The organism is Brucella lupini, assembly GCF_002252535.1.
Classification (GTDB): domain Bacteria; phylum Pseudomonadota; class Alphaproteobacteria; order Rhizobiales; family Rhizobiaceae; genus Brucella; species Brucella anthropi.
The window spans coordinates 158,977-181,354 of record NZ_NNRN01000049.1; the positions used below are offsets into that span (position 1 = coordinate 158,977).

Consider the following 22,378-nt stretch of genomic DNA (forward strand, 5'->3'; position numbering starts at 1 on the left):
ACGGGCGGCTATTACGTGTTTTTCCCCGGCTTTGCAAGGCGCAAACCGCACAAAAACCGGGAAATACTTGACTTTGCTGCCCTCACTGAGGCACATCCCGCCAAATTGTGCATTTAATTGCAGGGCATGTCGGCGAAACGGATATCGGTTTCGACATTATCATATGCTTAAAACCAGAACGAGGCATCAATGGCGGTAGCATTTACTTTCCCCGGACAAGGCAGTCAGGCTGTGGGTATGGGCAAGGCTCTGGCCGAACAGTTCGCTGAAGCGCGCGCCGTTTTCGATGAAGTTGACGCTGCACTGGGCGAAAAGCTTTCCGCTACCATGTTCGAAGGGCCGGAAGATGTCCTGACGCTGACCGCCAATGCCCAGCCTGCGCTGATGGCTGTTTCAATGGCCGTGCTGCGCGTCATGGAAGCGCGCGGCTTTTCGTTGAAAGACAAGGTTTCCTACGTTGCCGGACATTCGCTTGGTGAATATTCAGCACTTTGCGCAGCCGGAACCTTCTCGCTTGCCGATACGGCGCGCCTCCTGCGCATTCGCGGCAATGCGATGCAGAAGGCTGTTCCCGTTGGCGAAGGCGCGATGGCCGCCATCATCGGTCTGGAGCATGGCGACGTAGAAGCTGTCTGCGCTGAAGCCAAGGCATCCGGCTCGGTCCAGATCGCCAATGACAATGGCGGTGGACAGCTCGTTATTTCCGGTTCCAAGGCTGCGGTCGAACTGGCTGCAAAGCTTGCATCCGAAAAGGGCGCCAAGCGGGCCCTCATGCTGCCCGTATCCGCTCCCTTCCATTCAACTTTGATGAGCCCCGCTGCTGACGCAATGCGTGAAGCGCTTGCTTCGGTTGAAAAGCACAATCCGATCGTGCCGCTCATCGCCAATGTGCGCGCAGCGCCGGTTACCGACGCCAACGAGATTGCCGATCTGCTGGTTGAGCAGGTTACAGGTCAGGTGCGCTGGCGCGAAACGGTCGAATGGTTTGCCGCCAATGGCGTGACTTCGCTTTATGAAGTAGGTTCGGGCAAGGTTCTGACCGGTCTGGCGCGCCGCATCTCGAAGGATGTGACTGGCGCCGCCGTTGGTTCGGCTGAAGAAATCGAAGCAGCGCTTGCTGTTCTCGGCGCTTGATCCCGAAAAGTTGCAGACTTTTCGGATAAGATCATGCGATGGAAATTTAGAAGCTAAAAGGGATTTCGCATGTTTGATCTGACTGGCCGCAAGGCTCTGGTAACCGGCGCAACCGGCGGTCTTGGCGAAGCGATTGCCCGCGCTCTTCATGCGCAGGGCGCAATCGTCGGCCTGCACGGCACACGCGAAGAAAAGCTGAAAGAGCTTGCCGCTGAACTTGGTGACCGCACCTTCATCTTTCCGGCCAATCTTTCTGACCGTGAAGCCGTCAAGGCTCTCGGCCAAAAGGCGGAAGAGGAAATGGGCGGTGTCGACATTCTCGTCAACAATGCCGGCATTACCCGCGACGGCCTGTTCGTGCGCATGAGCGACGAAGACTGGGATGCGGTTCTCAACGTCAACCTGACGTCGGTATTCAATCTGACGCGTGAGCTGACCCATCCGATGATGCGTCGCCGCAATGGTCGTATCATTAACATCACGTCGATTGTTGGCGTGACCGGCAATCCGGGTCAGGCAAACTATTGCGCGTCGAAGGCAGGCCTCATTGGTTTCTCCAAGTCGTTGGCGCAGGAAATCGCCAGCCGCAATGTAACGGTTAACTGCATCGCTCCGGGCTTCATCGAATCGGCCATGACCGACAAGCTGAACGAAAAGCAGAAGGAAGCGATTATGAGCAATATCCCCATGAAGCGCATGGGCGTTGGTGGTGATATTGCAGCGGCAGTTGTCTATCTGGCAAGCGACGCGGCAGCCTATGTGACGGGCCAGACCCTGCACATCAATGGCGGCATGGCCATGATCTAACCCTCCTTCTTCTCCCTATTATGGTATAAAATGCCTTAATACGGGGGCTGAAGAAGGAAAAGGCGCTTTGCCTTGCTCAAGAAGCATGGTAATGCGCCCATCGAGAATTGCGGCATTCTGAGTAGAAGTGCCGCGATCCTGTTCCGAAAGGAATATCCACAGGATGACTGTCCGGGCGGCTTCGCTCGAAACTTGGCAGACATCTTATAACTTGATTACAATCCTGCATGCCGCTAACCAAGGCAGAGCAACAAACACACAGGTCGAGGTTCCGACATGAGCGATACCGCAGAGCGCGTCAAGAAAATCGTTGTTGAACATCTGGGCGTAGATGCCGACAAGGTCACGGAAGGCGCAAGCTTCATCGATGACCTCGGCGCAGACAGCCTCGACACGGTCGAGCTGGTCATGGCTTTCGAAGAAGAATTCGGCGTTGAAATTCCTGACGACGCTGCCGAAACGATCCTTACGGTCGGCGACGCTGTGAAGTTCATCGACAAGGCTTCCGCCTAATCTGAACTTGGGCATTGGGCTGGGGTTCTCGCGAATCCCAGCCCTGCTTATTTTAAGTCGTTTCTTTCGTCTTCACGATCGGGACGCACACGCAAAATGGCCGTTCAGCGGCCTGTTTGTGAATCTGCTGGAACGCTGATCGAAGATCGTGTTCGCAATGGCAGGCTCCGGTTTCAACAATTGGAGCACCATCCCTTCCAATCAGGCCCGGACATATGTTCTGCCGGTTAAAGCCTGCGGGGCGGTGTTCGTGACATAACAAAGTTTTAAGGGGTGGATATGAGGCGTGTCGTCATCACCGGTCTTGGTCTGGTGTCGCCGCTTGCCAGCGGTGTTGAAGAGACCTGGAAGCGTCTTATTGCCGGTGAAAGCGGTGCTCGCCGCATCACGGAATTTGAAGTTGACGATCTGGCCTGCCAGATAGCCTGCCGCATTCCGGTTGGCGATGGCACCAATGGCACCTTCAACGCCGACCTCCATATGGAGCCCAAGGAACAGCGTAAAGTTGATCCTTTCATCGTTTATGCTGTCGGCGCTGCCGATCAGGCGTTGGACGATGCCGACTGGCATCCTGAAAGCGACGAAGATCAGGTCCGTACCGGTGTTCTTATCGGTTCCGGCATTGGCGGCATCGAAGGTATTGTCGAGGCCGGCTACACGCTGCGCGACAAGGGCCCGCGCCGCATTTCTCCATTCTTTATTCCTGGCCGCCTGATCAATCTGGCTTCCGGCCATGTTTCCATCAAGCACGGGCTGCGCGGTCCAAACCATTCGGTTGTGACGGCTTGTGCAACCGGCACACATGCTATCGGCGACGCTGCCCGTCTGATCGCTTTCGGCGATGCAGATGTCATGGTTGCCGGTGGAACGGAATCGCCGGTAAGTCGCATTTCGCTGGCCGGTTTTGCCGCGTGCAAGGCGCTGTCCACCAAGCGTAACGACGATCCGACCGCAGCTTCCCGTCCCTATGACGAAGACCGTGACGGTTTCGTGATGGGCGAAGGTGCGGGCGTTGTGGTTCTCGAAGAGCTGGAACACGCACTGGCGCGCGGCGCGAAAATCTATGCGGAAGTTATCGGCTACGGTCTTTCGGGCGATGCTTACCACATCACTGCTCCGACCGAGAGCGGCGAGGGTGCCGAACGTTGCATGGTCGCTGCCCTGAAGCGTGCTGAAATCACGCCGGACCAGATCGACTACATCAACGCCCATGGCACGTCGACTATGGCTGACACCATCGAACTCGGCGCTGTCGAGCGGGTGGTCGGCGATGCTGCGTCGAAGATTTCGATGTCCTCGACCAAGTCGGCTATCGGCCATCTGCTTGGTGCTGCCGGTGCAGCCGAAGCGATTTTCTCGACGCTTGCCATCCGCGACAATATTGCGCCGGCGACGCTCAATCTCGATAATCCGGCTGTCTCGACGAAGATCGATCTGGTTCCGCACAAGGCGCGTGAACGCAAGATCGATGTGGCTCTGTCGAACTCCTTCGGATTTGGCGGAACCAACGCTTCGCTGGTCCTGCGCCGATACTCCTGATCGGTATCGCTGAAAACAGAATATCGAATTAAAAAAACGCGGGGATTTCTCCGCGTTTTTGCCAAAATAAAGCCGGATGCGATGTTTAAAATCGCGAACAGCGGTTAGTGTGGTCACGACTCCGAAGAGTTTTATTCACTCTGACGAAATAAGTGCAAAAAGCCGTTCTGGGCGGGCATTCGGCACAATGTGTCGGGAGGTTCGCCAAAATAGATAGACAGAGCCGTTCTCGTGGTTTGGTTTGAACCAACGAAATACTCTGGACCGAGGTGATTGAGTGAATTCAGAGGCGCCATCCGGAACACCCCCTGCAGACGAGCAGCCCAAGGGCGCGACGCAGGAAACGAACGCGACTTCAAAGCCGTTCGTGCCGAAATCCGCGTCTGAAGCACTGCGTCCCGAGCCGGGAACGCCGCCGCCGCGCAAGCGTTCGCGCCATGCGCGCAGCCAGATCGTGGTTTTCATGAATTTCATGCTGTCGCTGGTCGTGCTTGTTCTGCTCGGCGCGTCGGCCTTGTTCTATTTCGGCAAGATGCAGTTTGACGGACAAGGTCCGCTTACTGCCGAAACGACGTTTCTCGTCAAGCGCGGCGCTGGTATCGCCGAAGTTTCCAACAGCCTGGAAAATCGTGAAATCGTCAGTGACGCGCGTATTTTCCGCTATGGGATGCGGACGCTCGGTCATGAAAATGATCTGAAGGCGGGCGAATACGCCATCCCGGCGGGCGCTTCGATGCGCGATGTGATGAATATCCTCATCAGCGGCAAATCCATCATGTATCCGCTGACCATTCCGGAAGGTCTGACGGTCAAGCAGATTTTCGATCGTATCTCGGCTGATCCGACACTGGTTGGTGACATGCCGAAGGACATGCCGCCGGAAGGTTCGCTCTTCACCGATACGCTGAATTTCACGCGTGGCACGACGCGTTCGGAAATCATCGATCGTATGGTCGCCTCCCAGAAGAAGCTCGTGGACGACGCCTGGGCAAAGCGTGGTTCCGACCTGCCGATCAAGGACAAGAACGAATTTGTGACGCTGGCTTCCATCGTTGAAAAGGAAACCGGTATCGCGTCGGAACGCCCGCATGTGGCGTCGGTCTTCGTCAATCGCTTGAAGAAGGGCATGCGCATCCAGTCCGATCCGACCATTATTTATGGCCTGTTCGGCGGAGCTGGCAAACCTTCTGATAGGCCGATCTTCAAGTCGGACATCGAAAAGCCGACACCTTACAATACCTATGTGATCAACGGTCTTCCGCCGACGCCGATTGCCAATCCGGGCAAGGCTGCGCTGGAAGCTGTCGCCAATCCGCTGGATACGGAAGACCTCTATTTCGTTGCCGATGGCACGGGTGGCCATGTGTTCTCGAAGACGCTGCAGGAACACAACGCCAACGTCCGTAAATGGCGCTCCGTGGAGCAGCAAAAGAATATCGAGCAACAGAACAATAGCGGCAGCAATACAAACCAAAGCGCGGGGCAGTAGCTTTTCGCTACGGCTTTGGTGAGTTTGAGAATGTGTAACCGAAGCCGGTGTTCGCCACCGGCTTCGGATTGGTTTTTAGAGTAAGTCCGCACTGTCGCGGGCGTGAGTTGAGGGGATGGAACGCATGGCGCTCCAAAGCATGACCGGTTTTGCACGCCATGCCGTGCAACATGCCATGGAAGGCGGAGAAGCGCGCATCATCTGGGAAGTGCGTTCCGTCAATGGTAAGGGGCTCGACCTTCGGCTGCGTCTGCCGCAAGGCCTTGAAGCCGCCGAACATCCTGTACGCTCCATGCTGGCGCGTCATTTTTCGCGTGGCAATTTTCAGGCAAGCCTCAGTGTGGAGCGCAGCGAGGCACAGGCTGGTTTCAGCATCAATCAGGCCATGCTCGCCGAGATCCTGAAGCTCGGTGCGGATTTGCAGGCAACGCACGGACTGGCCCCCGCCAGCGTAGACGGCATTCTTTCGTTGCGCGGTATCATCGATCAGGCACAGATGGCTGATGACGAAGACGAGCGCGGCGGACTGGAAGCTGCCGTCGTCTCAGGTTTTGAGGAAACGCTGAAAGCAATCGCCGATGCCCGCAAGCAGGAGGGCAAGGCTCTTTTCACTATTCTGTCCGCGCATGTTGACAGTATCGAGCGCCTGACCGTGAATGCCCGCCGCGACCCGTCGCGGAGCACAGACGCGATCAAGGCCCGTCTCGCTGGACAGGTGGCGCTGCTGATGGATTCCGCACGCGAGCTTGATGAGACGCGGCTCTATCAGGAAGCGGCGTTTCTGGCGACCAAGGCCGATATTCAGGAAGAGCTTGACCGGTTGGAGACCCATGTGGCATCCGCCCGCAAGCTTCTGGCGGATGGTGGCCCCGTCGGGCGCAAGCTCGATTTTCTTTCACAGGAATTTAATCGTGAAGCTAATACACTGTGTTCCAAATCGAATGCAGCGTCGATCACAGCCATCGGTCTGGAACTGAAGGCAGTCGTGGACCAGTTTCGCGAACAAGTACAAAATCTGGAGTAACAGGTATCATGGCCATCTCTTCGGTTGAAAATGGCGTCGCACGTAGAGGCTTGATGGTGGTGATCTCGTCGCCATCCGGAGCCGGTAAGTCCACCATTGCCCGGCTGTTGCTGGAAGACAAGAAGATGAACCTCTCGCTGTCGATCAGTGTGACGACGCGCCAGCGCCGCCCGAGCGAGATCGAAGGGGTTCACTACCATTTCAAGACGATCCGCGAGTTTGAACGCCTTCGTGACAATGATGAGCTGATCGAATGGGCCGAGGTCCATGGCAATTTCTATGGCACGCTGCGCGAAACGGCTGAGATCGCGCTGGCTGACGGTCAGGATATGCTGTTTGACATTGACTGGCAGGGTGCAGACCAGTTGCAAGCAAAGATGCCAGCCGATGTGGTGTCGATCTTTATTCTTCCGCCCACCATGCGCGAATTGCAGCAGCGCCTGAACCGTCGCGCGGAAGATACGGCGGATGTCATCGAGACCCGTTTGCAGAATGCGCGTTTTGAAATCCAGAAATGGGTGAAGTACGATTATATCGTCATCAATGAAGATCTTGATCGCTCCTTTGCGGCCATCAAGTCGATCATTGAAGCTGAACGTCTTCGCCGTGACCGCCGCCCGGGTCTGTTCGATTTCGTGACCGGTTTGCTGGAAGAAAATCCGGGTACTTAATTATTTAATAGGGTAGTTCGTAATTGCGATTTTCCTGAAGCATAGTTACTACGCAGTCGGCAAGTAATGTCACGTGATAATGCGCGCGAATAAGCCCTTCGATGTTCACTGTCACTTCTGGAAAGACGTTGCCGTTTAGCGCCGCGGGATAACGGAAGTGTTCTCCTTTGGGATCGGCGCTGTGTATGTGAGTGAGAATTCGCCGACAATGATTGCTCCACCGCCCATCGTCGTTGACGCCGTTATCTTTGAGTATTTTTTGAAGGTCATCATATAGCTTTAGGAGATCATGCCCGTCTGTTCGCGCGTCATCAACTCCAATATGAGCAATTTCGCGCAATGCTTCTTTGAGCGCTAACTCCATACTATGTCTCGCTAAATAGAAAAGTGGGATAGTAAGGCTTTGATTATTAATGGGATATTCAAGTGTATGGCGAGCCATTATTTCAAATGCTCTATCATAAGAGTAAGCATAGTAACTCCATGATTGACTTCCGTAGTCTTGGTTATCTCTGCATTTGAGCAAGGGTTTTAAGCGCCAAGGGAATTGAAGATCTTCTTCTTTCAAGATTTCATCGTAAGTCATTGTCAAAACTCCAGTTTAATCTGGATTCTATCTGTTTCGCTCACGAGGCGTTTGAACGCTTCTAGAAACGGCTTGCCGCCGCGTGTTTTCAATTTGCCCAGAGCTTCAGAGTTCCTGAAAACGAGTTCGCATTCACCGGGCCAGCCTGGACCTTGCCATTGCACAGCGTCCCAGAATGAGTCGAGTGTGTAACCGAAGGATTCCGGGTCTTGGGCTGGAACAGCGGAAAGATACCGCCGCCAAAGATCGTCAGGCTTTTCTATCCTGGCACAATCGATTTCGTAAATCGGCAGCATATCAGTCCAGCAGGATCAGCAGGCCGTCCACCATGCCGAGGACAAGAATGAGTGCGCCCATCGTGATGGCTGTCACGACCAGCATACGCTTTTGCCGGTCACGTTTTTCCGTTCGCTTGCCCGTCCAGTCGTAAGGCGATTCAGGCATTCCTCTCTCCAGATCGGCCTGACATCGAATATCGCTATGCAGGCTGTTACCCTGATAGCCTGCACTTTACCGGTGATATCTGCAAGTTAGATGACACTAAAAAGCAGGCATCTGAGCGAAAGCGCGGAAGACGGCAGGGCTCTTATACAGCCGTGCCTCCCACTGTTACCTGATCCATGCGCAGATGCGGCTGGCCGACGCCGACAGGTACCCACTGACCACCCTTGCCGCAATTGCCGCTACCCGTATCAAGCTTCATATCGTTGCCGATCATCGAAATCCGCTGCATCGCATCCGGACCATTGCCAATCAGCATCGCTCCCTTGATCGGCGCGCCGACCTTGCCGTCCTCGATCATGTAGGCTTCCGTACAGCCGAACACGAACTTGCCGGAGGTGATATCGACCTGACCACCGCCAAAGGAAACGGCATAGATGCCCTTTTTCATGGAGGCGATGATCTCTTCCGGCGTCTTGTCGCCGGAAAGCATGTAGGTGTTCGTCATGCGCGGCATAGGTGCGTGAGCATAGGATTCGCGGCGTCCATTGCCGGTAGCTTCCATGCCCATCAGGCGGGCGTTCTGGCGATCCTGCATATAATTGACGAGTTTGCCGTCTTCGATCAGCACGGTGCGATTGGTCGGGGTGCCTTCGTCATCAATGGTCAGCGAACCCCGGCGCTCGGCAATCGTGCCGTCATCGACGACCGTGACACCCTTGGAGGCAACCTGCTGTCCAAGCAGACCGGCAAAGGCAGAGGTCTTTTTTCGATTGAAGTCGCCTTCCAACCCGTGTCCGACGGCTTCATGCAGCATCACACCCGGCCAGCCATTGGCCAGAACGATGTCGAATGTGCCTGCCGGGGCAGGGATAGCTTCCAGATTGACGAGGGCCTGACGCAATGCCTCATCGGCGGCATGCTGCCAGCTTTCAGCGGTGATGAACTCGCCAAAGCCCTTGCGTCCGCCAACCGTATGCGAACCTGATTCCTGACGGTCGCCATCGCCTGCCACTACCGCAACGCTCAGGCGCACCATGGGTCGTATATCGCGTACGAAATGACCGTCGGCGCGCAGAATTTCGACCTGCTGCCACGAGCCTGCGAGCGAAACGGAAACCTGACGTACTTTCGGGTCCTTGGCACGCAGATAGGCGTCTATTTGCTGCAAAAGCTGCACCTTGGAATCGAATGTCGGCGAACCGATGGGGTTTTCATCCGTGTAAAGGTGACGGTTGGTGCCGGCAGGTGCCGCCGAATAGTTTCCGCCGTAGCCCTTAAGGGTTGCAGAAACCGCATCGGAAGCGCGCTTCAAGGCGGCAAGCGAAAGATCGCCCGCGTGGGCATAGCCGATTGCTTCGCCTGCGACCGAGCGCAGGCCGAATCCCTGATCCTGATTGAAGGAGCCGGTCTTGAGACGACCATTGTCGAAAACAAGCGCCTCCGCCTCGCGATATTCCACGAAGAGCTCTCCGTCGTCGCTGCCCTTCAGGCTTTGGGCGACAAGACGCTCGATATCGTCGCGGCTGGCGTCGAAACTGTCGATCAGGCTTTTCATAAAATAAATCCTGCAGCATGTGTTTGCTGCAGGATGTAAGCCTTAAATCGGTTGAGAACAACCGGTCATCTCAGTTGTGATCAAGGCAACGCGTCGAAGCCTTCACCGAACCCCTTGAGATCGACAGGAATGCCCACGCCTTCTTCCGGCGTCTGGAAGACGATGAAGGTCGCAGCCTTGCCGGAACGCAATGTCTTGAGAAGTTCATCCTCTAGGATCACTTCGGCGTAGCAGCCGTCTTCGAAGCAGCGGACGAAATAGGCGCGACCGATATCCTTGCCGTCGACATTGAGGCCAAGACCGTTGGGCAACAGAACGCCTAGCGGCGCCAGAACGCGAAGGATGCGCGCCTTGTTGTCTGCTGTCTTGAGAACGACGACCGAAAGACCCAGTTCAGGGCGCTTTGCGGCGACCACATTCTGGATCAGCGCGCATTGCTCAGTCTTGGCGCCCGCAGGCGTATCACACAGAACGGACCATGCGCCATGCTGCGACTTGAGCTTGCCGCTCTGCTGCGGGCTGCTCGGAGCCGCCTGCGACTGGGCAGCAGGGGCCTCTTGTGGGGTTTGTAACTGCGCCGGTGTTTCCTGAGCAACCGAAGGAAGCGTTGCAACGGCAAGCGTCAAGCTGACGCCTGTTGCAAGAGTTGCGAGGCGCTGGCTGATCGTGCGGCGGGCAAGCATGCGAAAAGTCATGAAATCTCCAGATCGAATCACCGGGACGTTAACGCGCTGCATTGGCCATGAAAAGCGCCGTGATTGGCGAATATCAGTCCTGGCCATCATAGCAACGGTGATACCGTCTGTTGCGTCGATTGTCACGCGGCACGTTAAAGGAAACGTCTTGTCAAATCATGGCTTCATTATGGGTTTCGTACGGTTTTCCCAAGTTTTCACGGTGAAAACGAGCAGCTCCGGCGCATTGATTAAACTCGGACATTCGCTCTTTCCCACATGGACTGCGCGCAAAAATGCCGCACAGGAACATATTCGCCTTCCTTGCGGTGTGCGCTAAGGTGTGGTTTGAACGCCGACGGGGGATGCGGCCGTCTTTAGCGTCCGGCGTCCAGCTCGAAAGGGCGAAAAGGGAGAGAGTTCTGGTGGATAAGATTGTTGCCACAACGAAGAGCGCCTTCGGCGGCGCTCTTGCAGTGCTGTGGACGACTGGTGCCGCTTTTGCGGACCAGCCCCGTCCCTGGGAATGGAGATTTCAGGACGCAGCGACTGGAATTGCCGAACAGATTCATTGGTTTGAGCGCTATACGCTCTGGTTTATCATTCCAATTACCTTGCTGGTTCTGTTCTTGTTGCTTTGGGTGGTGTTTCGCTTTCGTGCGAGCGCGAACCCGGAGCCATCCAAAACCAGCCACAATACCGCTATTGAAGTGGTCTGGACCATCGGGCCTGTGATCATTCTTCTGTTTTTGGCGGTTCCGTCTTTCCAGCTTCTGACGGCGCAGTATTCGCCGGAAGATCCGACGCTGACGGTCAAGGCGACAGGTTATCAGTGGTATTGGGGTTACGAATATCAGGTCGATAATCCGGTCAGCTTTGATGCCCTTCTTCTGAAGGATGGCGATCGCGCCGCTGCCGGCAAGGAAGACCGCGCGCGTTATCCGCGTCTTCTGGCCGTCGACAATGAAGTCGTGGTTCCGGTCGGCGAAACGGTTCGTCTTCTCGTCACTGCTGCCGATGTGATCCATTCGTGGACCATTCCGGCTTTCGGCGTGAAGATGGACGCTGTTCCGGGTCGTATCAACGAAGCCTGGTTCAAAGCGGACAAGGAAGGCCTCTACTACGGTCAGTGCTCTGAGCTTTGCGGCAAGGATCATGGCTTCATGCCGATCGCCGTGCGCGTTGTCTCGAAAGAGCAATATCAGACCTGGATCGCCGCTGCGGGATCGGATCTGAACGGCGCGAACAAGGCGCTTCAGGCCGCTGTTGAAGGTGGCGCAAACGATAAAGTGGCTGCGGCGGGTCTCTGATCCCGAACGCCAAGACTGTTGAAAAACGGGAGCGAATTCCATGGCTGGCACAGCAGCTCACGAGCATGGTGCTCACGACGACCACAAGCCGCACGGCTGGGTTCGTTGGGTATACTCGACCAATCATAAAGACATCGGTACCCTGTACCTGATTTTTGCAATCATCGCCGGTATTATCGGCGGCGCCCTGTCGATCGCGATGCGCGCTGAACTCCAGGAACCGGGCATCCAGATTTTCCATGGCTTGGCGTCCATGGTTTACGGTGTTGAGGGCGATGCCGCGCTTGATGCCGGCAAGCAGATGTTCAATGTGTTCACCTCCGCGCATGCTCTGGTCATGATCTTCTTCATGGTCATGCCCGCGCTGATCGGTGGTTTTGCCAACTGGATGGTGCCGCTGATGATCGGCGCGCCGGACATGGCTTTCCCGCGCATGAACAACATCTCGTTCTGGCTTCTGCCGCCTGCGCTGTTGCTGCTGATGATCTCGCTGTTCATGCCTTCGGCACCCGGTGGTTGGGGCCCCGGTGGCGGCTGGACACTGTATCCGCCGCTATCGACGACCGGCCAGCCTGGTCCGGCAATCGATTTCGCCATTCTGGCGCTGCACATTTCCGGTGCTTCGTCGATTCTCGGCGCGATCAATTTCATCACCACGATCCTGAACATGCGCGCTCCGGGCATGACGCTGCACAAGATGCCGCTCTTCGCCTGGGCTGTTCTGGTGACGGCATTCCTGCTGCTGCTTTCGCTGCCGGTTCTGGCAGGTGGCATCACCATGCTGCTGACCGATCGCAATTTCGGAACGACCTTCTTCACGCCGGATGGTGGTGGTGATCCGATCCTTTACCAGCATCTGTTCTGGTTCTTCGGGCATCCGGAAGTGTACATTCTGATCCTGCCGGGCTTCGGCATTGTCAGCCACATCGTGTCGACCTTCTCGCGCAAGCCGATCTTCGGTTACCTCGGCATGGCTTACGCCATGGTGGCAATCGGTGTCGTGGGCTTCGTCGTCTGGGCTCACCACATGTATACGGTTGGCCTGTCACTCGACACGCAGCGTTACTTCGTGTTCGCCACGATGGTCATCGCTGTTCCGACGGGTATCAAGATCTTCTCGTGGATCGCGACGATGTGGGGCGGTTCGATCACGTTCCGCGCACCGATGCTGTGGGCAATCGGCTTTATCTTCCTGTTCACGGTCGGTGGTGTGACGGGTGTTCAGCTCGCCAATGCCGGTCTCGACCGCGCACTGCACGACACCTACTACGTTGTGGCGCACTTCCACTACGTTCTGTCGCTGGGTGCGGTGTTTGCGATCTTCGCGGGCTGGTACTACTGGTTCCCGAAGATGAGCGGCTACATGTACAATGAGTTTACGGCGAAGCTGCATTTCTGGGTCACCTTCGTTGGCGTGAACCTGGTCTTCTTCCCGCAGCACTTCCTCGGTCTTGCTGGCATGCCGCGCCGTTACATCGACTATCCGGATGCCTATGCAGGCTGGAACATGGTGTCGTCCTACGGCTCCTATATTTCGGGCTTCGCAGTCCTGATCTTCCTCTACAATGTCTTCGAGGCATTTGCGAAGAAGCGTGAAGCCGGTGCAAACCCATGGGGTGAAGGCGCAACCACGCTGGAATGGCAGCTCTCGTCGCCACCGCCGTTCCACCAGTGGGAACAGCTGCCGCGCATCAAGTAATCGTGCGATGGGCGGAGTCCGGAAAAGACTTCGCCCTTCTTTACAAAATGTGCTATGGGCGGGCGGCATTCTGTTCCGCCCGTCGCCGGTAGACGAAAAAGTCGGCCATCAAGCACGACATTTCCGGCGGGAACAGAACGGTTTCCGGGAGGACATTGTTGTGATTGTGCCGATCCGTGCTGTAGGGGCGCGGTGTTCGGACCGGTGAATTTGAGGTTTTTAAAGTCAAAATGTCTCTGGTGGAAAAAAACGCAGGTACCGACGACGCGCTCGCTCTCTCCGAAGCGACTGCGCGGGATTACCTTGTTCTTTTGAAGCCCCGGGTGATGTCCCTTGTGGTCTTCACCGGGCTGGTCGGTCTCGTGGTCGCACCGGGACATATGAATCCTGTGCTCGCTGCCATCAGCATCTTGTGCGTAGCGGTCGGCGCTGGCGCGTCTGGTGCGCTGAACATGTGGTATGATGCTGATATTGACGCAGTGATGAAGCGCACGCGCAACCGGCCTATTCCAGCTGGCATTATTGCGCCCAATCAAGTTCTGGCCTTCGGCCTGACACTTTCAGCCTTTTCAGTCGTCACGCTTGGCCTGATGGTCAACTGGCTGTCGGCCGCACTGCTTGCCTTTACGATTTTCTTTTATGCCGTCGTTTATACGATGTGGCTGAAGCGCTCGACGCCACAGAACATCGTCATCGGCGGTGCGGCAGGTGCATTCCCTCCGATGATTGGCTGGGCGGCTGCAACAGGCGAAATCACCTGGGACAGCGTCGTTCTGTTCATGATTATCTTCCTGTGGACCCCTCCGCATTTCTGGGCGTTGTCGCTCTTTTCAGCCAATGATTATGAAGCGGCGCGTATTCCGATGATGCCGAACGTCAAGGGCGAGCTTTCGACCCGGCGTCAGGCACTCTTCTACTCGATCATCATGGCGCCGGTTGGCGTTCTGCCGTGGGTGCTTGGCTTTGCGGGTCCGGTCTATGGCGCGATTTCCACGCTGCTTGGACTGGCCTTCGTTTACTATGCATGGCGCATGTGGGTTGCCGGATCACAGCCTGAAATGCTGGCCGCCGCCCGCAAGTTGTTCCGTTTCTCGCTGCTATACCTGTCGGGATTGTTTGCGGTGCTGCTTGTCGAGGCACTGGTAATGAAGGCGTTGATCGCCTTTGGAGGGTTCTAATGGATAAAACCGTACAGAAGCCGACGGACAACGAGCTGGAGCTGATTGTTCCGACGGAACAGCAGAAGCGAGCCCAGCGCAATCGCTCTTGGGGATTGGCAATCGCTCTGGCGCTGTTCGTGCTGCTTGTTTACATCGGCACAATTGCGAAACTGGGTGTGAACGTTTTGGTGCGGCCGATCTAGCTTGTCTCCCAAACACGGGAGCCGATTTTGGGATAAAGACTGCATACATACAACGGTTTAAAGCCTGTCGTATGAAGTAGATAATACGCGATACGCTTTAAACTTAATCTGGGAGGAGAAAATGGCGGATCAGCAGGAAAAGGATCAAAAGCTGAAGAAGCAACAGCGCTCCAATGCGACGATTGCTTTTGCGTGCCTGTCTTTCTTTGTCTGCATGATCGGTGCAGCCTATGCTTCCGTTCCGCTCTACCGCATTTTCTGTCAGGTGACGGGCTATGGCGGCACGACGCAGCGGGTGGAGCAATATTCGGATACTATCCTCGACAAGACCATCAAGGTGCGTTTCGACGCGAATACGGCCAATGGACTGGCATGGGATTTCAAGCCCGTACAGCGCGAGGTCACGGTTCGCATCGGCGAAACGACGATGATCAAGTATGAAGCGCGTAACCTGTTCGATCAGCCGACCTATGGTCGCGCGAGCTTCAACGTCGCGCCAGGTCGGGCAGGAGCTTACTTCAACAAGGTTGAATGCTTCTGTTTTACGGATACGACCCTGCAGCCGGGCGAAGACATGGAAATGCCGGTGGTGTTCTTTGTTGATCCGGAGATCGTCAACGATCCCGATCTGAAGGACGTCAAGACGATCACACTGTCCTATACATTCTTTCCGATTGAAAAGCCGAAGCCGGTCGCAAATGCCAAGGCCGAGACGCCAACCAACGGAAGCTGATGCCTAGCGCATGTCTCCCAAAAGTGGGAACCGGTTTCAGGAGACATGCGTAAAAACAAAAGATCGAGCATTTCCAGCAAAAGTGCGGAGCGGTTTTGCGTAGGATAATGCACATAAAACAAGAAGATTGAGCATTTCCAATGATCCAGGGAATCACGAAATGTTCTAGCGGCGCATAATGCCGCAAAGACAAAACAATGAAGCGGTTTTATTCTGACAAGAAATACCGCTTGTTACAGACAGACTTGCTTGGCACCGCGTTAGAGGTTTAAGCAGGAAGGTACGAGAGAGGAGCCCCTAAGGGGATTTACGGGGAGAGACATGGCCGACGTTCATCAGAAAAATCACGACTATCATATTATCGCGCCCAGTCCTTGGCCGTTCCTGAGCTCGGTGGGTGCATTCGTGCTTGCCGTCGGCGGTATTGCCTGGATGCGTTACATCAATGCCGGTGAGCTGCCGTTCTTCGGCCTCAACATTGTGACGCCGTGGATATTCTTCATCGGCCTCGCGATCGTGCTTTACTGCATGTATGGCTGGTGGGCTGATACGATCAAGGAAGGGCATGAGGGCCACCATACCCGCGTCGTGTCGCTGCATCTGCGCTACGGCATGATCATGTTCATCGCCTCGGAAGTTATGTTCTTCGTGGCGTGGTTCTGGGCGTTCTTCGATGCAAGCCTCTTCCCGAATGAAGTGCATCAGGTAGCGCGCGCCACGTTCACAGGCGGCGTCTGGCCTCCGAAGGGCATCGAGGTTCTCGATCCGCTGCACCTGCCGCTCTACAACACCGTGATCCTGCTTCTGTCGGGCACGACGCTGACCTGGGCGCACCACGCGCTGCTGCACAATGACCGCAAGGGCATGATCACCGGTCTCGCAATCACCGTGGCGCTGGGTGTTCTGTTCTCCTTTGTGCAGGCATACGAATACATCCACGCACCGTTTGCGTTCAAGGATTCGATCTACGGCGCGACCTTCTTCATGGCGACCGGTTTCCATGGTTTCCACGTTATCGTCGGCACGATCTTCCTTCTGGTCTGCCTCTTCCGCGCAATCGGCGGTGACTTCACGCCAAAGCAGCATTTCGGTTTCGAAGCCGCTGCCTGGTATTGGCACTTCGTTGACGTGGTCTGGCTGTTCCTTTTCTTCGCCATCTATGTATGGGGTGGATGGGGCGCACCGATGCACGCCGGCTGATCATTAGCGGGTAAAAATTCCGAGGCGGCCCTGGCAACATGGCCGCCTTTTGTTTGTGAAAAGATATTGAGAAGGGAAGCGTAATGCCGGATCAGAACATTTATCCGCCGGTCGATCCCATAAAGAGTGGCATTGCCGGACACTGCCCGCGTTGCGGCGAGGGGAAGCTGTTCGACGGCTTCCTGAAAGTCGCTCCACGCTGCTCGGCTTGCGGACTGGATTACGCGTTTGCTGATTCCGGCGATGGTCCGGCGGCGTTTGTCATTTTGATTATCCGCTTCATCGTCGTTGGTCTAGCGCTCTGGATGGAAGTGAATGTGGGGCCGCCGCTCTGGGTACATTTCATTCTCTGGGTGCCGCTCGCCATTATCCTCAGCCTCGTCGCCATGCGATGGGCCAAAGGCATCCTTATCAATATGCAATATCGCAACAAGGCAGCGCCGGGGCGGATAGACAGCCGACAGGATGACAGTAAATGACGACAGCACAGCAGTCGCATCGCTTTCCGTGGGGTGTGGTGATCGCATCCGCCATAGCGCTCGTCATTTTGCTGGCGCTTGGCACCTGGCAGGTGGAGCGTCTGCAATGGAAGGAAGCGCTGATCGCATCGACCGAACAGCGCGTTCATGAAGCGCCTTTGCCGCTTTCCGAAATGGAAAAAATCTACAAGCAGGAGGGATCGGTCGAATATCGCCCGGTGACGGTCTCGGGCACTTTCATGCATCAGGGAGAGCGGCATTTTCTGGCCACCTATGAAGGAGCCGCCGGATATAATGTCTATACGCCATTGATGCTTGAAGATGGGCGTTTCGTGCTGGTTAATCGCGGCTTCGTTCCCTACGAAAAAAAAGATCCTTCAACACGTGTTGAAGGACAGGTCGATGGCCTGGTGAGTGTGACCGGTCTGGCACGCGACCCCTTGCCGGCAAAGCCCGGGTTTTTCCTTCCAGACAACGATATCGCCAAGAATATTTTCTATTGGAAAGACTGGACGGCGATGGCCGAAAGCGCCGATCTGCCAAATCTGGATGAGGTCGTGCCGTTCTTCGTCGATGCAGATAACAAACCCAATCCAGGTGGTCTGCCTATCGGTGGCGTGACGATTATCGATTTTCCCAACAACCATTTGCAGTATGCAATGACATGGTACGGCCTCGCTCTGGCCCTGATAGGGGTTGTCGGGACGTGGTTGTGGCGCTATCGCTGTCTTAGGAAAAGTGGAGACCGGTTTTCCGTCCGAGACAGCGAGAATAAAGACGAAGAGGGGTGAGGGGTTGACAACGGCCTCGTTGCAGCCCAACTCCCAGACGAGTGCATGTTTCCCAAAAGAGCGCACCAGTTTTGGGGACAAAGACATGTGTGAAACAAAAACTTAAACGCGTTATGCGCTTAAAGTTTCAAGCCACGCCGAACCTTGCGAGCACGCTTCATGACCGATCAGCGACCATCACTGGAAATTCGTCTTTGCGGGCCGCGCGGCTTTTGTGCCGGAGTGGACCGGGCGATCCAGATTGTTGTGCTGGCGCTGAAGAAATATGGCGCGCCGGTTTATGTTCGTCATGAGATCGTGCACAACCGATATGTAGTTGAGGGTCTGCAGTCGCGTGGCGCGATCTTTGTCGAGGAACTGCACGAAATACCTGCGGAGCACCGCGATCAGCCGGTAGTATTCTCCGCCCACGGTGTGCCGAAATCGGTGCCTGCCGATGCGGAAGCCAAGAACCTGTTCTATCTCGATGCAACCTGTCCGCTGGTTTCCAAGGTTCATAAGCAGGCCATGCGTCATCAGCGCCTCGGTCGCCATGTCATTCTGATAGGCCATTCCGGTCATCCGGAAGTGATTGGCACGATGGGGCAATTGCCGGACGGTGCGGTGACATTGATCGAAACGGTTGAGGATGCGCGCAGCTGCCATTTCGATGATGAGAACAATCTCGGCTTCGTGACGCAGACGACGCTTTCGGTGGACGACACAGCAGGCATTATCGAAGAATTACAAGCACGCTTTCCAAACCTTTCCGCGCCTGCTGCGGAATCGATCTGCTATGCCACGACCAACCGGCAGGATGCAGTGCGTTCCGCCGCTCCCGGATGCGATCTTTTTCTGATCGTCGGTGCGCCCAATTCCTCCAACTCCAAGCGACTGGTTGAAGTGGCGGAGAAGGCGGGCGCACGGATGTCGATGCTGGTTCAACGCGCGGCTGATATCGAGTGGGACCGCATCGGTGATATATCGGTTGTGGGGTTATCGGCAGGTGCTTCCGCGCCTGAAATCATCGTCGATGAAATCATCGATGCCTTCAAGGCACGCTTCAACGTGAAGATTGAACTGGCCGAAACTACGGTCGAAACCGAGAATTTCCTTGTGAATCGCGAGATTCGCGATGTGGAACTGACGGTGCAGGATATGGCATTCGTCAACGGGGAACACCGGGTGGTCGGTATTCCGAAATTGATGCCCAAGATCATACAAGGGAAATAAGCGGCATGGCCGTCTATACGGATATCAATGAAATCGAACTTGGCGCTTTCCTGCAGCAGTACGATATCGGCACACTGACATCTTACAAAGGTATCGCGGAGGGAGTGGAGAACTCCAACTATCTTCTGCATACGACTTCTGGTTCGTTTATCCTGACGCTTTACGAAAAGCGCACCAATCGCGAAGATCTGCCGTTCTTTCTCGGCCTGATGCAGCATCTGGCTAGCCGTGGGCTCGAGTGCCCGCAGCCTGTGGTTCGTCGTGATGGCACGACAATTGGCGAGCTTGCCGGACGGCCTGCTGCAATCGTCACTTTCCTTGAAGGCATGTGGATGCGTCGCCCGACGGTGGAGCATTGCGAAGCGGTCGGCGAAGGGCTGGCACATATGCATCTGGCAGGCGCCGATTTTTCGTTGCGCCGTCGTAATGGCCTGACGCTTGCCGACTGGCGCCCGTTGTGGAACCTGTCGCGTGAGCGCGCGGATACGGTGGAACCGGGCCTCGTCCGCGAGGCGGAAGCTGATCTTGCTTTTCTGGAAAAGAACTGGCCTGCCGACCTGCCGCAGGGCGTGATCCATGCTGATCTTTTTCCGGATAATGTCTTCTTCCTTGGTGACAGGCTTTCGGGCTTCATCGATTTCTATTTCGCTTGCACGGACACTCTGGCCTACGACGTTGCCGTCTGCCTGAACGCATGGTGCTTTGAGAAAGACTTCTCCTACAATCGCACCAAAGGTGCAGCACTGCTGCGCGGCTATACTTCGGTTCGTCCGCTTTCCGCGGCGGAAGCCGATGCACTGCCGGTTCTGGCGCGTGGGGCCGCCATCCGCTTCATGCTCACCCGGCTTTATGACTGGCTGAATGTTCCCGAAGGCAGTTTCGTGGTCAAGAAAGACCCGATGGAGTATGTGCGCAAGATCCGCTTCCATCGCCAGATCGAAACTGCTGCCGAATATGGTCTTGAGCAGCAGGGAGCAGCTGCGTGAAGCGGATTGAGGCTTATACGGACGGTGCCTGCTCGGGCAATCCCGGCCCCGGCGGCTGGGGCGCAATCCTGCGCTGGAATGATAATGTCAAGGAACTGAAGGGCGGCGAAGCCGACACGACCAACAACCGCATGGAGTTGATGGCGGCTATTTCGGCGCTTTCGGCACTCAAAGAACCGTGCGAAGTCGATCTTTATACGGATTCGGTCTATGTGCGTGACGGCATTTCCGGCTGGATCGAAGGCTGGAAACGCAATGGCTGGAAGACTGCAGCCAAAAAGCCGGTCAAGAATGCTGAGCTTTGGCAGGCGCTTGATGAAGCGCGCAAGCCGCACAAGGTCAACTGGCATTGGGTCAAGGGCCATGCCGGACATCCGGAAAATGAACGCGCCGACGAACTTGCCCGGGAGGGCATGGAGCCATTCAAGTATGGTGGGCGTAAGTCACTGAAAGTGCAATAAACTTGCATGAAAAAGGGCGGCATTGCCGCCCTTTTTTGTTAGAGCGCCGATCTGATCCAGTCAGATCGAAACGCGCTCTAATGAAATCGTTGGAAATGCTCTAGATCAAAGCTGTTCGAGAATGCCCGACGCAGCCGATGTAACCGCTTGTCCGGCCTGCTCTTCGATGTTGAGCGTCGTGACCACACCGTCTTCCACGATTGCCGAATAACGCTTGGAACGAATGCCAAGGCCGCCAGCCGTTGCGTCGAGCTCAAGGCCTGCCGCTTTTGTGAACACTGCCGAACCATCGGCCAGATAGAGGATCTTGCCTTCGCCGCCCGTGCTCTGTGCCCAAGCGCCCATGACAAAAGCATCATTCACCGCAACAACCGCGATCTGGTCGACACCCTTGGCAAGGATCGCATCGCGATTATCGAGATAGCCCGGCAGGTGATTGAGGCTGCAGGTCGGCGTAAAGGCGCCTGGAACGGCAAAGAGAACGACTTTCTTGCCCTTGAAGACTTCGTCGGTCGTCATTTCCTTGACGCCGTCTGCGGTCTTCACCTTGAAAGTCGCTGCAGGCAACTTGTCGCCAACTTTGATCGTCATCTAATTTCTCCTCGGGGCAGGGGGCTGTCTGCTCCGCTGCCTACTGTCAAACTCTAATCGCACCGCGAAGCGCGGGCGGCACAGTTAAACCGATAACAGGTCGCTGGACAATTTTAAAACAAGGATAGAAGCAGGAAAAACTAATCCAGCGTCACTTGACCGGAAACGGCTTTCCCGCCCTGCACGATGGTATAGTCAACGACGGCATTATCTGCCTCCCCGTGCACCTTTGCAGTGAAACGGTGGCCGGGCTGACTACTTTCAATTGCGACGGCATCGGAAATCCTGATCTTGTCGCTGGCGACAAACAACTCCACAGGGGCGGCGGGGTCGGGAACAGCAAGGTCGAAGACGGCTTGGTCTCCATCCCGCTTCACATCGCTTATGCCGAACGTTGAGGTTGCCGCCGTCGGTAGCCGGTCGAACGCAGTCTCAATGATCGTGCGGGCCGCTATCGCTTGTGGCGAATCCTGTTGTCCGTCTTCATTGAGTGGGAAATCGAACGTAGCCTGCACCGGAATGCATATTTTTTCACAGACACCAAGGAAAACATGGCCTTTCAGCCGCGTGTCGGCGGCTGTGAGGTGAAAGACTATCGGCAGTGAAACGGGCTGTTTATATCCAATCCCGCCTTCATCTTCTCCGCCAAACCGGACGGGTGCAGGAAAATCGATCTGTGCTTTCGCCTCACCTTCGATGTTGATCTGCGGCGGAACTCCCGCATCGCCGGGATTACGCCAATAGGTTTTCCAGCCTGGCTGCAACTCAACTTGCAAGGCACCGCGCCGTTCGTTGCTGGTCGCGTTGTTCGGGCTGTTGTCTTCAATGATGACGCGAACACGCCCGCCGGGCGTCTCGGTCCAGTCAGAGGTCGAGGCCAATGCCGGAAGTACCAGCGAGGCCAACAGAAACGGTGCTAGTGCAAGAGTTCGGATGTTCATGGGCAAAAGATGGAATGAAAAGATGGTCGCTTCAAGTCCAATATTGTCGAGCTGCGACGTCCATCGGTTGCTTGTGCGGAGGAAGCCTAGTTGGTTATCCGAACGAGTTTTCACGTCGAATCCGAGGCGGGAAATAAATGACCATTGTTATTTTGCGTAGTCTTGCTACCTTCATA

At 55.8% G+C, this 22,378-nt stretch carries 25 protein-coding genes; 18 read left to right on the top strand and 7 right to left on the bottom strand.

Annotated elements, in window-relative coordinates; all coding sequences use genetic code 11:
- Positions 1–189: 189 nt before the first annotated feature.
- From fabD to gmk, 7 genes are all read left to right on the top strand, one after another.
- Complete coding sequence (fabD, locus tag CES86_RS15710) at positions 190–1,134, top strand: ACP S-malonyltransferase (RefSeq protein ID WP_094514867.1); 945 nt, start codon at positions 190–192, stop codon at positions 1,132–1,134.
- A gap of 69 nt (positions 1,135–1,203) precedes the next feature.
- Positions 1,204–1,941 carry a 3-oxoacyl-[acyl-carrier-protein] reductase gene (gene fabG / locus CES86_RS15715; RefSeq protein WP_010658389.1) on the top strand — a complete coding sequence of 246 codons (738 nt, stop codon included), beginning with the start codon at positions 1,204–1,206 and terminating at the stop codon, positions 1,939–1,941.
- Positions 1,942–2,217: 276 nt separating this feature from the next.
- Positions 2,218–2,454: an acyl carrier protein gene (locus tag CES86_RS15725; protein WP_002963616.1), complete on the top strand. Its 237-nt coding sequence runs from the start codon at positions 2,218–2,220 to the stop codon at positions 2,452–2,454.
- Between the two features lie 279 nt (positions 2,455–2,733).
- The gene (gene fabF, locus CES86_RS15730) at positions 2,734–3,993 is read left to right on the top strand and encodes a beta-ketoacyl-ACP synthase II (protein ID WP_010658390.1); all 1,260 of its coding nucleotides are present in this window, start codon (positions 2,734–2,736) and stop codon (positions 3,991–3,993) included.
- A 277-nt stretch (positions 3,994–4,270) separates the two neighbouring features.
- The gene (gene mltG / locus CES86_RS15735; RefSeq protein WP_010658391.1) at positions 4,271–5,482 is read left to right on the top strand and encodes an endolytic transglycosylase MltG; all 1,212 of its coding nucleotides are present in this window, start codon (positions 4,271–4,273) and stop codon (positions 5,480–5,482) included.
- A gap of 124 nt (positions 5,483–5,606) precedes the next feature.
- Complete coding sequence (locus CES86_RS15740; protein ID WP_012090841.1) at positions 5,607–6,506, top strand: YicC/YloC family endoribonuclease; 900 nt, start codon at positions 5,607–5,609, stop codon at positions 6,504–6,506.
- A gap of 8 nt (positions 6,507–6,514) precedes the next feature.
- A complete protein-coding gene (gmk, locus tag CES86_RS15745; RefSeq protein ID WP_012090842.1) occupies positions 6,515–7,177 on the top strand; it encodes a guanylate kinase in 663 nt (220 codons plus the stop codon).
- A 4-nt stretch (positions 7,178–7,181) separates the two neighbouring features.
- Here the strand turns inward: gmk and CES86_RS15750 are convergent, their stop codons facing one another.
- The 5 genes from CES86_RS15750 to CES86_RS15765 all read right to left on the bottom strand — a co-directional run bounded on the left by CES86_RS15750 (position 7,182) and on the right by CES86_RS15765 (position 10,457).
- Positions 7,182–7,763, bottom strand: a complete 582-nt coding sequence (locus tag CES86_RS15750; protein ID WP_094514868.1) for a hypothetical protein — start codon at positions 7,761–7,763, stop codon at positions 7,182–7,184.
- A 2-nt stretch (positions 7,764–7,765) separates the two neighbouring features.
- Positions 7,766–8,059, bottom strand: a complete 294-nt coding sequence (locus tag CES86_RS15755; RefSeq protein WP_094514869.1) for a barstar family protein — start codon at positions 8,057–8,059, stop codon at positions 7,766–7,768.
- 1 nt (position 8,060) lies between these two features.
- The gene (locus CES86_RS27525; protein WP_155243295.1) at positions 8,061–8,207 is read right to left on the bottom strand and encodes a hypothetical protein; all 147 of its coding nucleotides are present in this window, start codon (positions 8,205–8,207) and stop codon (positions 8,061–8,063) included.
- Positions 8,208–8,349: 142 nt separating this feature from the next.
- Positions 8,350–9,762, bottom strand: a complete 1,413-nt coding sequence (tldD, locus tag CES86_RS15760) for a metalloprotease TldD (RefSeq protein ID WP_012090845.1) — start codon at positions 9,760–9,762, stop codon at positions 8,350–8,352.
- An 80-nt stretch (positions 9,763–9,842) separates the two neighbouring features.
- Positions 9,843–10,457: an invasion associated locus B family protein gene (locus tag CES86_RS15765; RefSeq protein ID WP_012090846.1), complete on the bottom strand. Its 615-nt coding sequence runs from the start codon at positions 10,455–10,457 to the stop codon at positions 9,843–9,845.
- Between the two features lie 404 nt (positions 10,458–10,861).
- Here CES86_RS15765 and coxB point away from each other — a divergent pair, with 404 nt between their 5' ends.
- The 11 genes from coxB (at position 10,862) to rnhA (ending at position 20,670) form a co-directional block, all read left to right on the top strand.
- Positions 10,862–11,746, top strand: a complete 885-nt coding sequence (gene coxB, locus CES86_RS15770; RefSeq protein WP_012090847.1) for a cytochrome c oxidase subunit II — start codon at positions 10,862–10,864, stop codon at positions 11,744–11,746.
- Between the two features lie 40 nt (positions 11,747–11,786).
- Entirely contained in the window at positions 11,787–13,445 is a 1,659-nt protein-coding gene (ctaD, locus tag CES86_RS15775; RefSeq protein ID WP_010658398.1) for a cytochrome c oxidase subunit I, read from the top strand.
- Positions 13,446–13,675: 230 nt separating this feature from the next.
- Complete coding sequence (locus CES86_RS15780; protein WP_012090848.1) at positions 13,676–14,623, top strand: heme o synthase; 948 nt, start codon at positions 13,676–13,678, stop codon at positions 14,621–14,623.
- Positions 14,623–14,808, top strand: coding sequence for a hypothetical protein (locus CES86_RS15785; protein WP_010658400.1), 186 nt, complete (start codon positions 14,623–14,625; stop codon positions 14,806–14,808). The genes CES86_RS15780 and CES86_RS15785 overlap by 1 nt, the downstream gene beginning before the upstream one ends.
- A 121-nt stretch (positions 14,809–14,929) precedes the next feature.
- Entirely contained in the window at positions 14,930–15,541 is a 612-nt protein-coding gene (locus tag CES86_RS15790; protein WP_036585944.1) for a cytochrome c oxidase assembly protein, read from the top strand.
- Positions 15,542–15,862: 321 nt separating this feature from the next.
- Positions 15,863–16,741 (top strand): cytochrome c oxidase subunit 3, encoded by an 879-nt coding sequence (locus CES86_RS15795; protein WP_012090850.1) that lies wholly within the window; start codon positions 15,863–15,865, stop codon positions 16,739–16,741.
- Between the two features lie 83 nt (positions 16,742–16,824).
- The gene (locus CES86_RS15800) at positions 16,825–17,220 is read left to right on the top strand and encodes a DUF983 domain-containing protein (RefSeq protein WP_094514871.1); all 396 of its coding nucleotides are present in this window, start codon (positions 16,825–16,827) and stop codon (positions 17,218–17,220) included.
- Positions 17,217–18,011 carry an SURF1 family protein gene (locus CES86_RS15805; RefSeq protein WP_094514873.1) on the top strand — a complete coding sequence of 265 codons (795 nt, stop codon included), beginning with the start codon at positions 17,217–17,219 and terminating at the stop codon, positions 18,009–18,011. The genes CES86_RS15800 and CES86_RS15805 overlap by 4 nt, the downstream gene beginning before the upstream one ends.
- A gap of 159 nt (positions 18,012–18,170) precedes the next feature.
- Positions 18,171–19,223 (top strand): 4-hydroxy-3-methylbut-2-enyl diphosphate reductase, encoded by a 1,053-nt coding sequence (gene ispH, locus CES86_RS15810; protein WP_012090852.1) that lies wholly within the window; start codon positions 18,171–18,173, stop codon positions 19,221–19,223.
- A gap of 5 nt (positions 19,224–19,228) precedes the next feature.
- On the top strand, positions 19,229–20,209 hold the full coding sequence (locus CES86_RS15815; RefSeq protein WP_040129764.1) for a homoserine kinase: 981 nt from the start codon (positions 19,229–19,231) through the stop codon (positions 20,207–20,209).
- Complete coding sequence (gene rnhA, locus CES86_RS15820; protein ID WP_012090854.1) at positions 20,206–20,670, top strand: ribonuclease HI; 465 nt, start codon at positions 20,206–20,208, stop codon at positions 20,668–20,670. Before CES86_RS15815 ends, rnhA begins: the two co-directional genes overlap by 4 nt.
- A gap of 105 nt (positions 20,671–20,775) precedes the next feature.
- Here the strand turns inward: rnhA and CES86_RS15825 are convergent, their stop codons facing one another.
- Together CES86_RS15825 and CES86_RS15830 are read right to left on the bottom strand one after the other, a co-directional pair.
- Positions 20,776–21,261, bottom strand: a complete 486-nt coding sequence (locus CES86_RS15825) for a peroxiredoxin (protein WP_010658408.1) — start codon at positions 21,259–21,261, stop codon at positions 20,776–20,778.
- Between the two features lie 140 nt (positions 21,262–21,401).
- On the bottom strand, positions 21,402–22,202 hold the full coding sequence (locus CES86_RS15830; protein WP_094514874.1) for a protein-disulfide reductase DsbD domain-containing protein: 801 nt from the start codon (positions 22,200–22,202) through the stop codon (positions 21,402–21,404).
- Positions 22,203–22,378 lie beyond the last annotated feature (176 nt).

Excerpts from the sequence above, each read along its gene's own strand:
- CES86_RS15805 (WP_094514873.1), top strand. The coding sequence starts at position 17,217 with ATGACGACAGCACAGCAGTCGCATCGCTTTCCGTGGGGTGTGGTGATC.
- ctaD (WP_010658398.1), top strand. The coding sequence starts at position 11,787 with ATGGCTGGCACAGCAGCTCACGAGCATGGTGCTCACGACGACCACAAG.
- CES86_RS15725 (WP_002963616.1), top strand. The coding sequence starts at position 2,218 with ATGAGCGATACCGCAGAGCGCGTCAAGAAAATCGTTGTTGAACATCTG.
- ispH (WP_012090852.1), top strand. The coding sequence starts at position 18,171 with ATGACCGATCAGCGACCATCACTGGAAATTCGTCTTTGCGGGCCGCGC.
- CES86_RS15795 (WP_012090850.1), top strand. The coding sequence starts at position 15,863 with ATGGCCGACGTTCATCAGAAAAATCACGACTATCATATTATCGCGCCC.
- CES86_RS15825 (WP_010658408.1), bottom strand. The coding sequence starts at position 21,261 with ATGACGATCAAAGTTGGCGACAAGTTGCCTGCAGCGACTTTCAAGGTG.
- CES86_RS15830 (WP_094514874.1), bottom strand. The coding sequence starts at position 22,202 with ATGAACATCCGAACTCTTGCACTAGCACCGTTTCTGTTGGCCTCGCTG.
- CES86_RS15785 (WP_010658400.1), top strand. The coding sequence starts at position 14,623 with ATGGATAAAACCGTACAGAAGCCGACGGACAACGAGCTGGAGCTGATT.
- fabF (WP_010658390.1), top strand. The coding sequence starts at position 2,734 with ATGAGGCGTGTCGTCATCACCGGTCTTGGTCTGGTGTCGCCGCTTGCC.
- CES86_RS15780 (WP_012090848.1), top strand. The coding sequence starts at position 13,676 with ATGTCTCTGGTGGAAAAAAACGCAGGTACCGACGACGCGCTCGCTCTC.
- CES86_RS15790 (WP_036585944.1), top strand. The coding sequence starts at position 14,930 with ATGGCGGATCAGCAGGAAAAGGATCAAAAGCTGAAGAAGCAACAGCGC.
- fabG (WP_010658389.1), top strand. The coding sequence starts at position 1,204 with ATGTTTGATCTGACTGGCCGCAAGGCTCTGGTAACCGGCGCAACCGGC.
- gmk (WP_012090842.1), top strand. The coding sequence starts at position 6,515 with ATGGCCATCTCTTCGGTTGAAAATGGCGTCGCACGTAGAGGCTTGATG.
- CES86_RS15750 (WP_094514868.1), bottom strand. The coding sequence starts at position 7,763 with ATGACTTACGATGAAATCTTGAAAGAAGAAGATCTTCAATTCCCTTGG.
- CES86_RS27525 (WP_155243295.1), bottom strand. The coding sequence starts at position 8,207 with ATGCCTGAATCGCCTTACGACTGGACGGGCAAGCGAACGGAAAAACGT.
- CES86_RS15740 (WP_012090841.1), top strand. The coding sequence starts at position 5,607 with ATGGCGCTCCAAAGCATGACCGGTTTTGCACGCCATGCCGTGCAACAT.
- fabD (WP_094514867.1), top strand. The coding sequence starts at position 190 with ATGGCGGTAGCATTTACTTTCCCCGGACAAGGCAGTCAGGCTGTGGGT.
- CES86_RS15800 (WP_094514871.1), top strand. The coding sequence starts at position 16,825 with ATGCCGGATCAGAACATTTATCCGCCGGTCGATCCCATAAAGAGTGGC.
- tldD (WP_012090845.1), bottom strand. The coding sequence starts at position 9,762 with ATGAAAAGCCTGATCGACAGTTTCGACGCCAGCCGCGACGATATCGAG.
- CES86_RS15765 (WP_012090846.1), bottom strand. The coding sequence starts at position 10,457 with ATGACTTTTCGCATGCTTGCCCGCCGCACGATCAGCCAGCGCCTCGCA.
- CES86_RS15755 (WP_094514869.1), bottom strand. The coding sequence starts at position 8,059 with ATGCTGCCGATTTACGAAATCGATTGTGCCAGGATAGAAAAGCCTGAC.
- CES86_RS15815 (WP_040129764.1), top strand. The coding sequence starts at position 19,229 with ATGGCCGTCTATACGGATATCAATGAAATCGAACTTGGCGCTTTCCTG.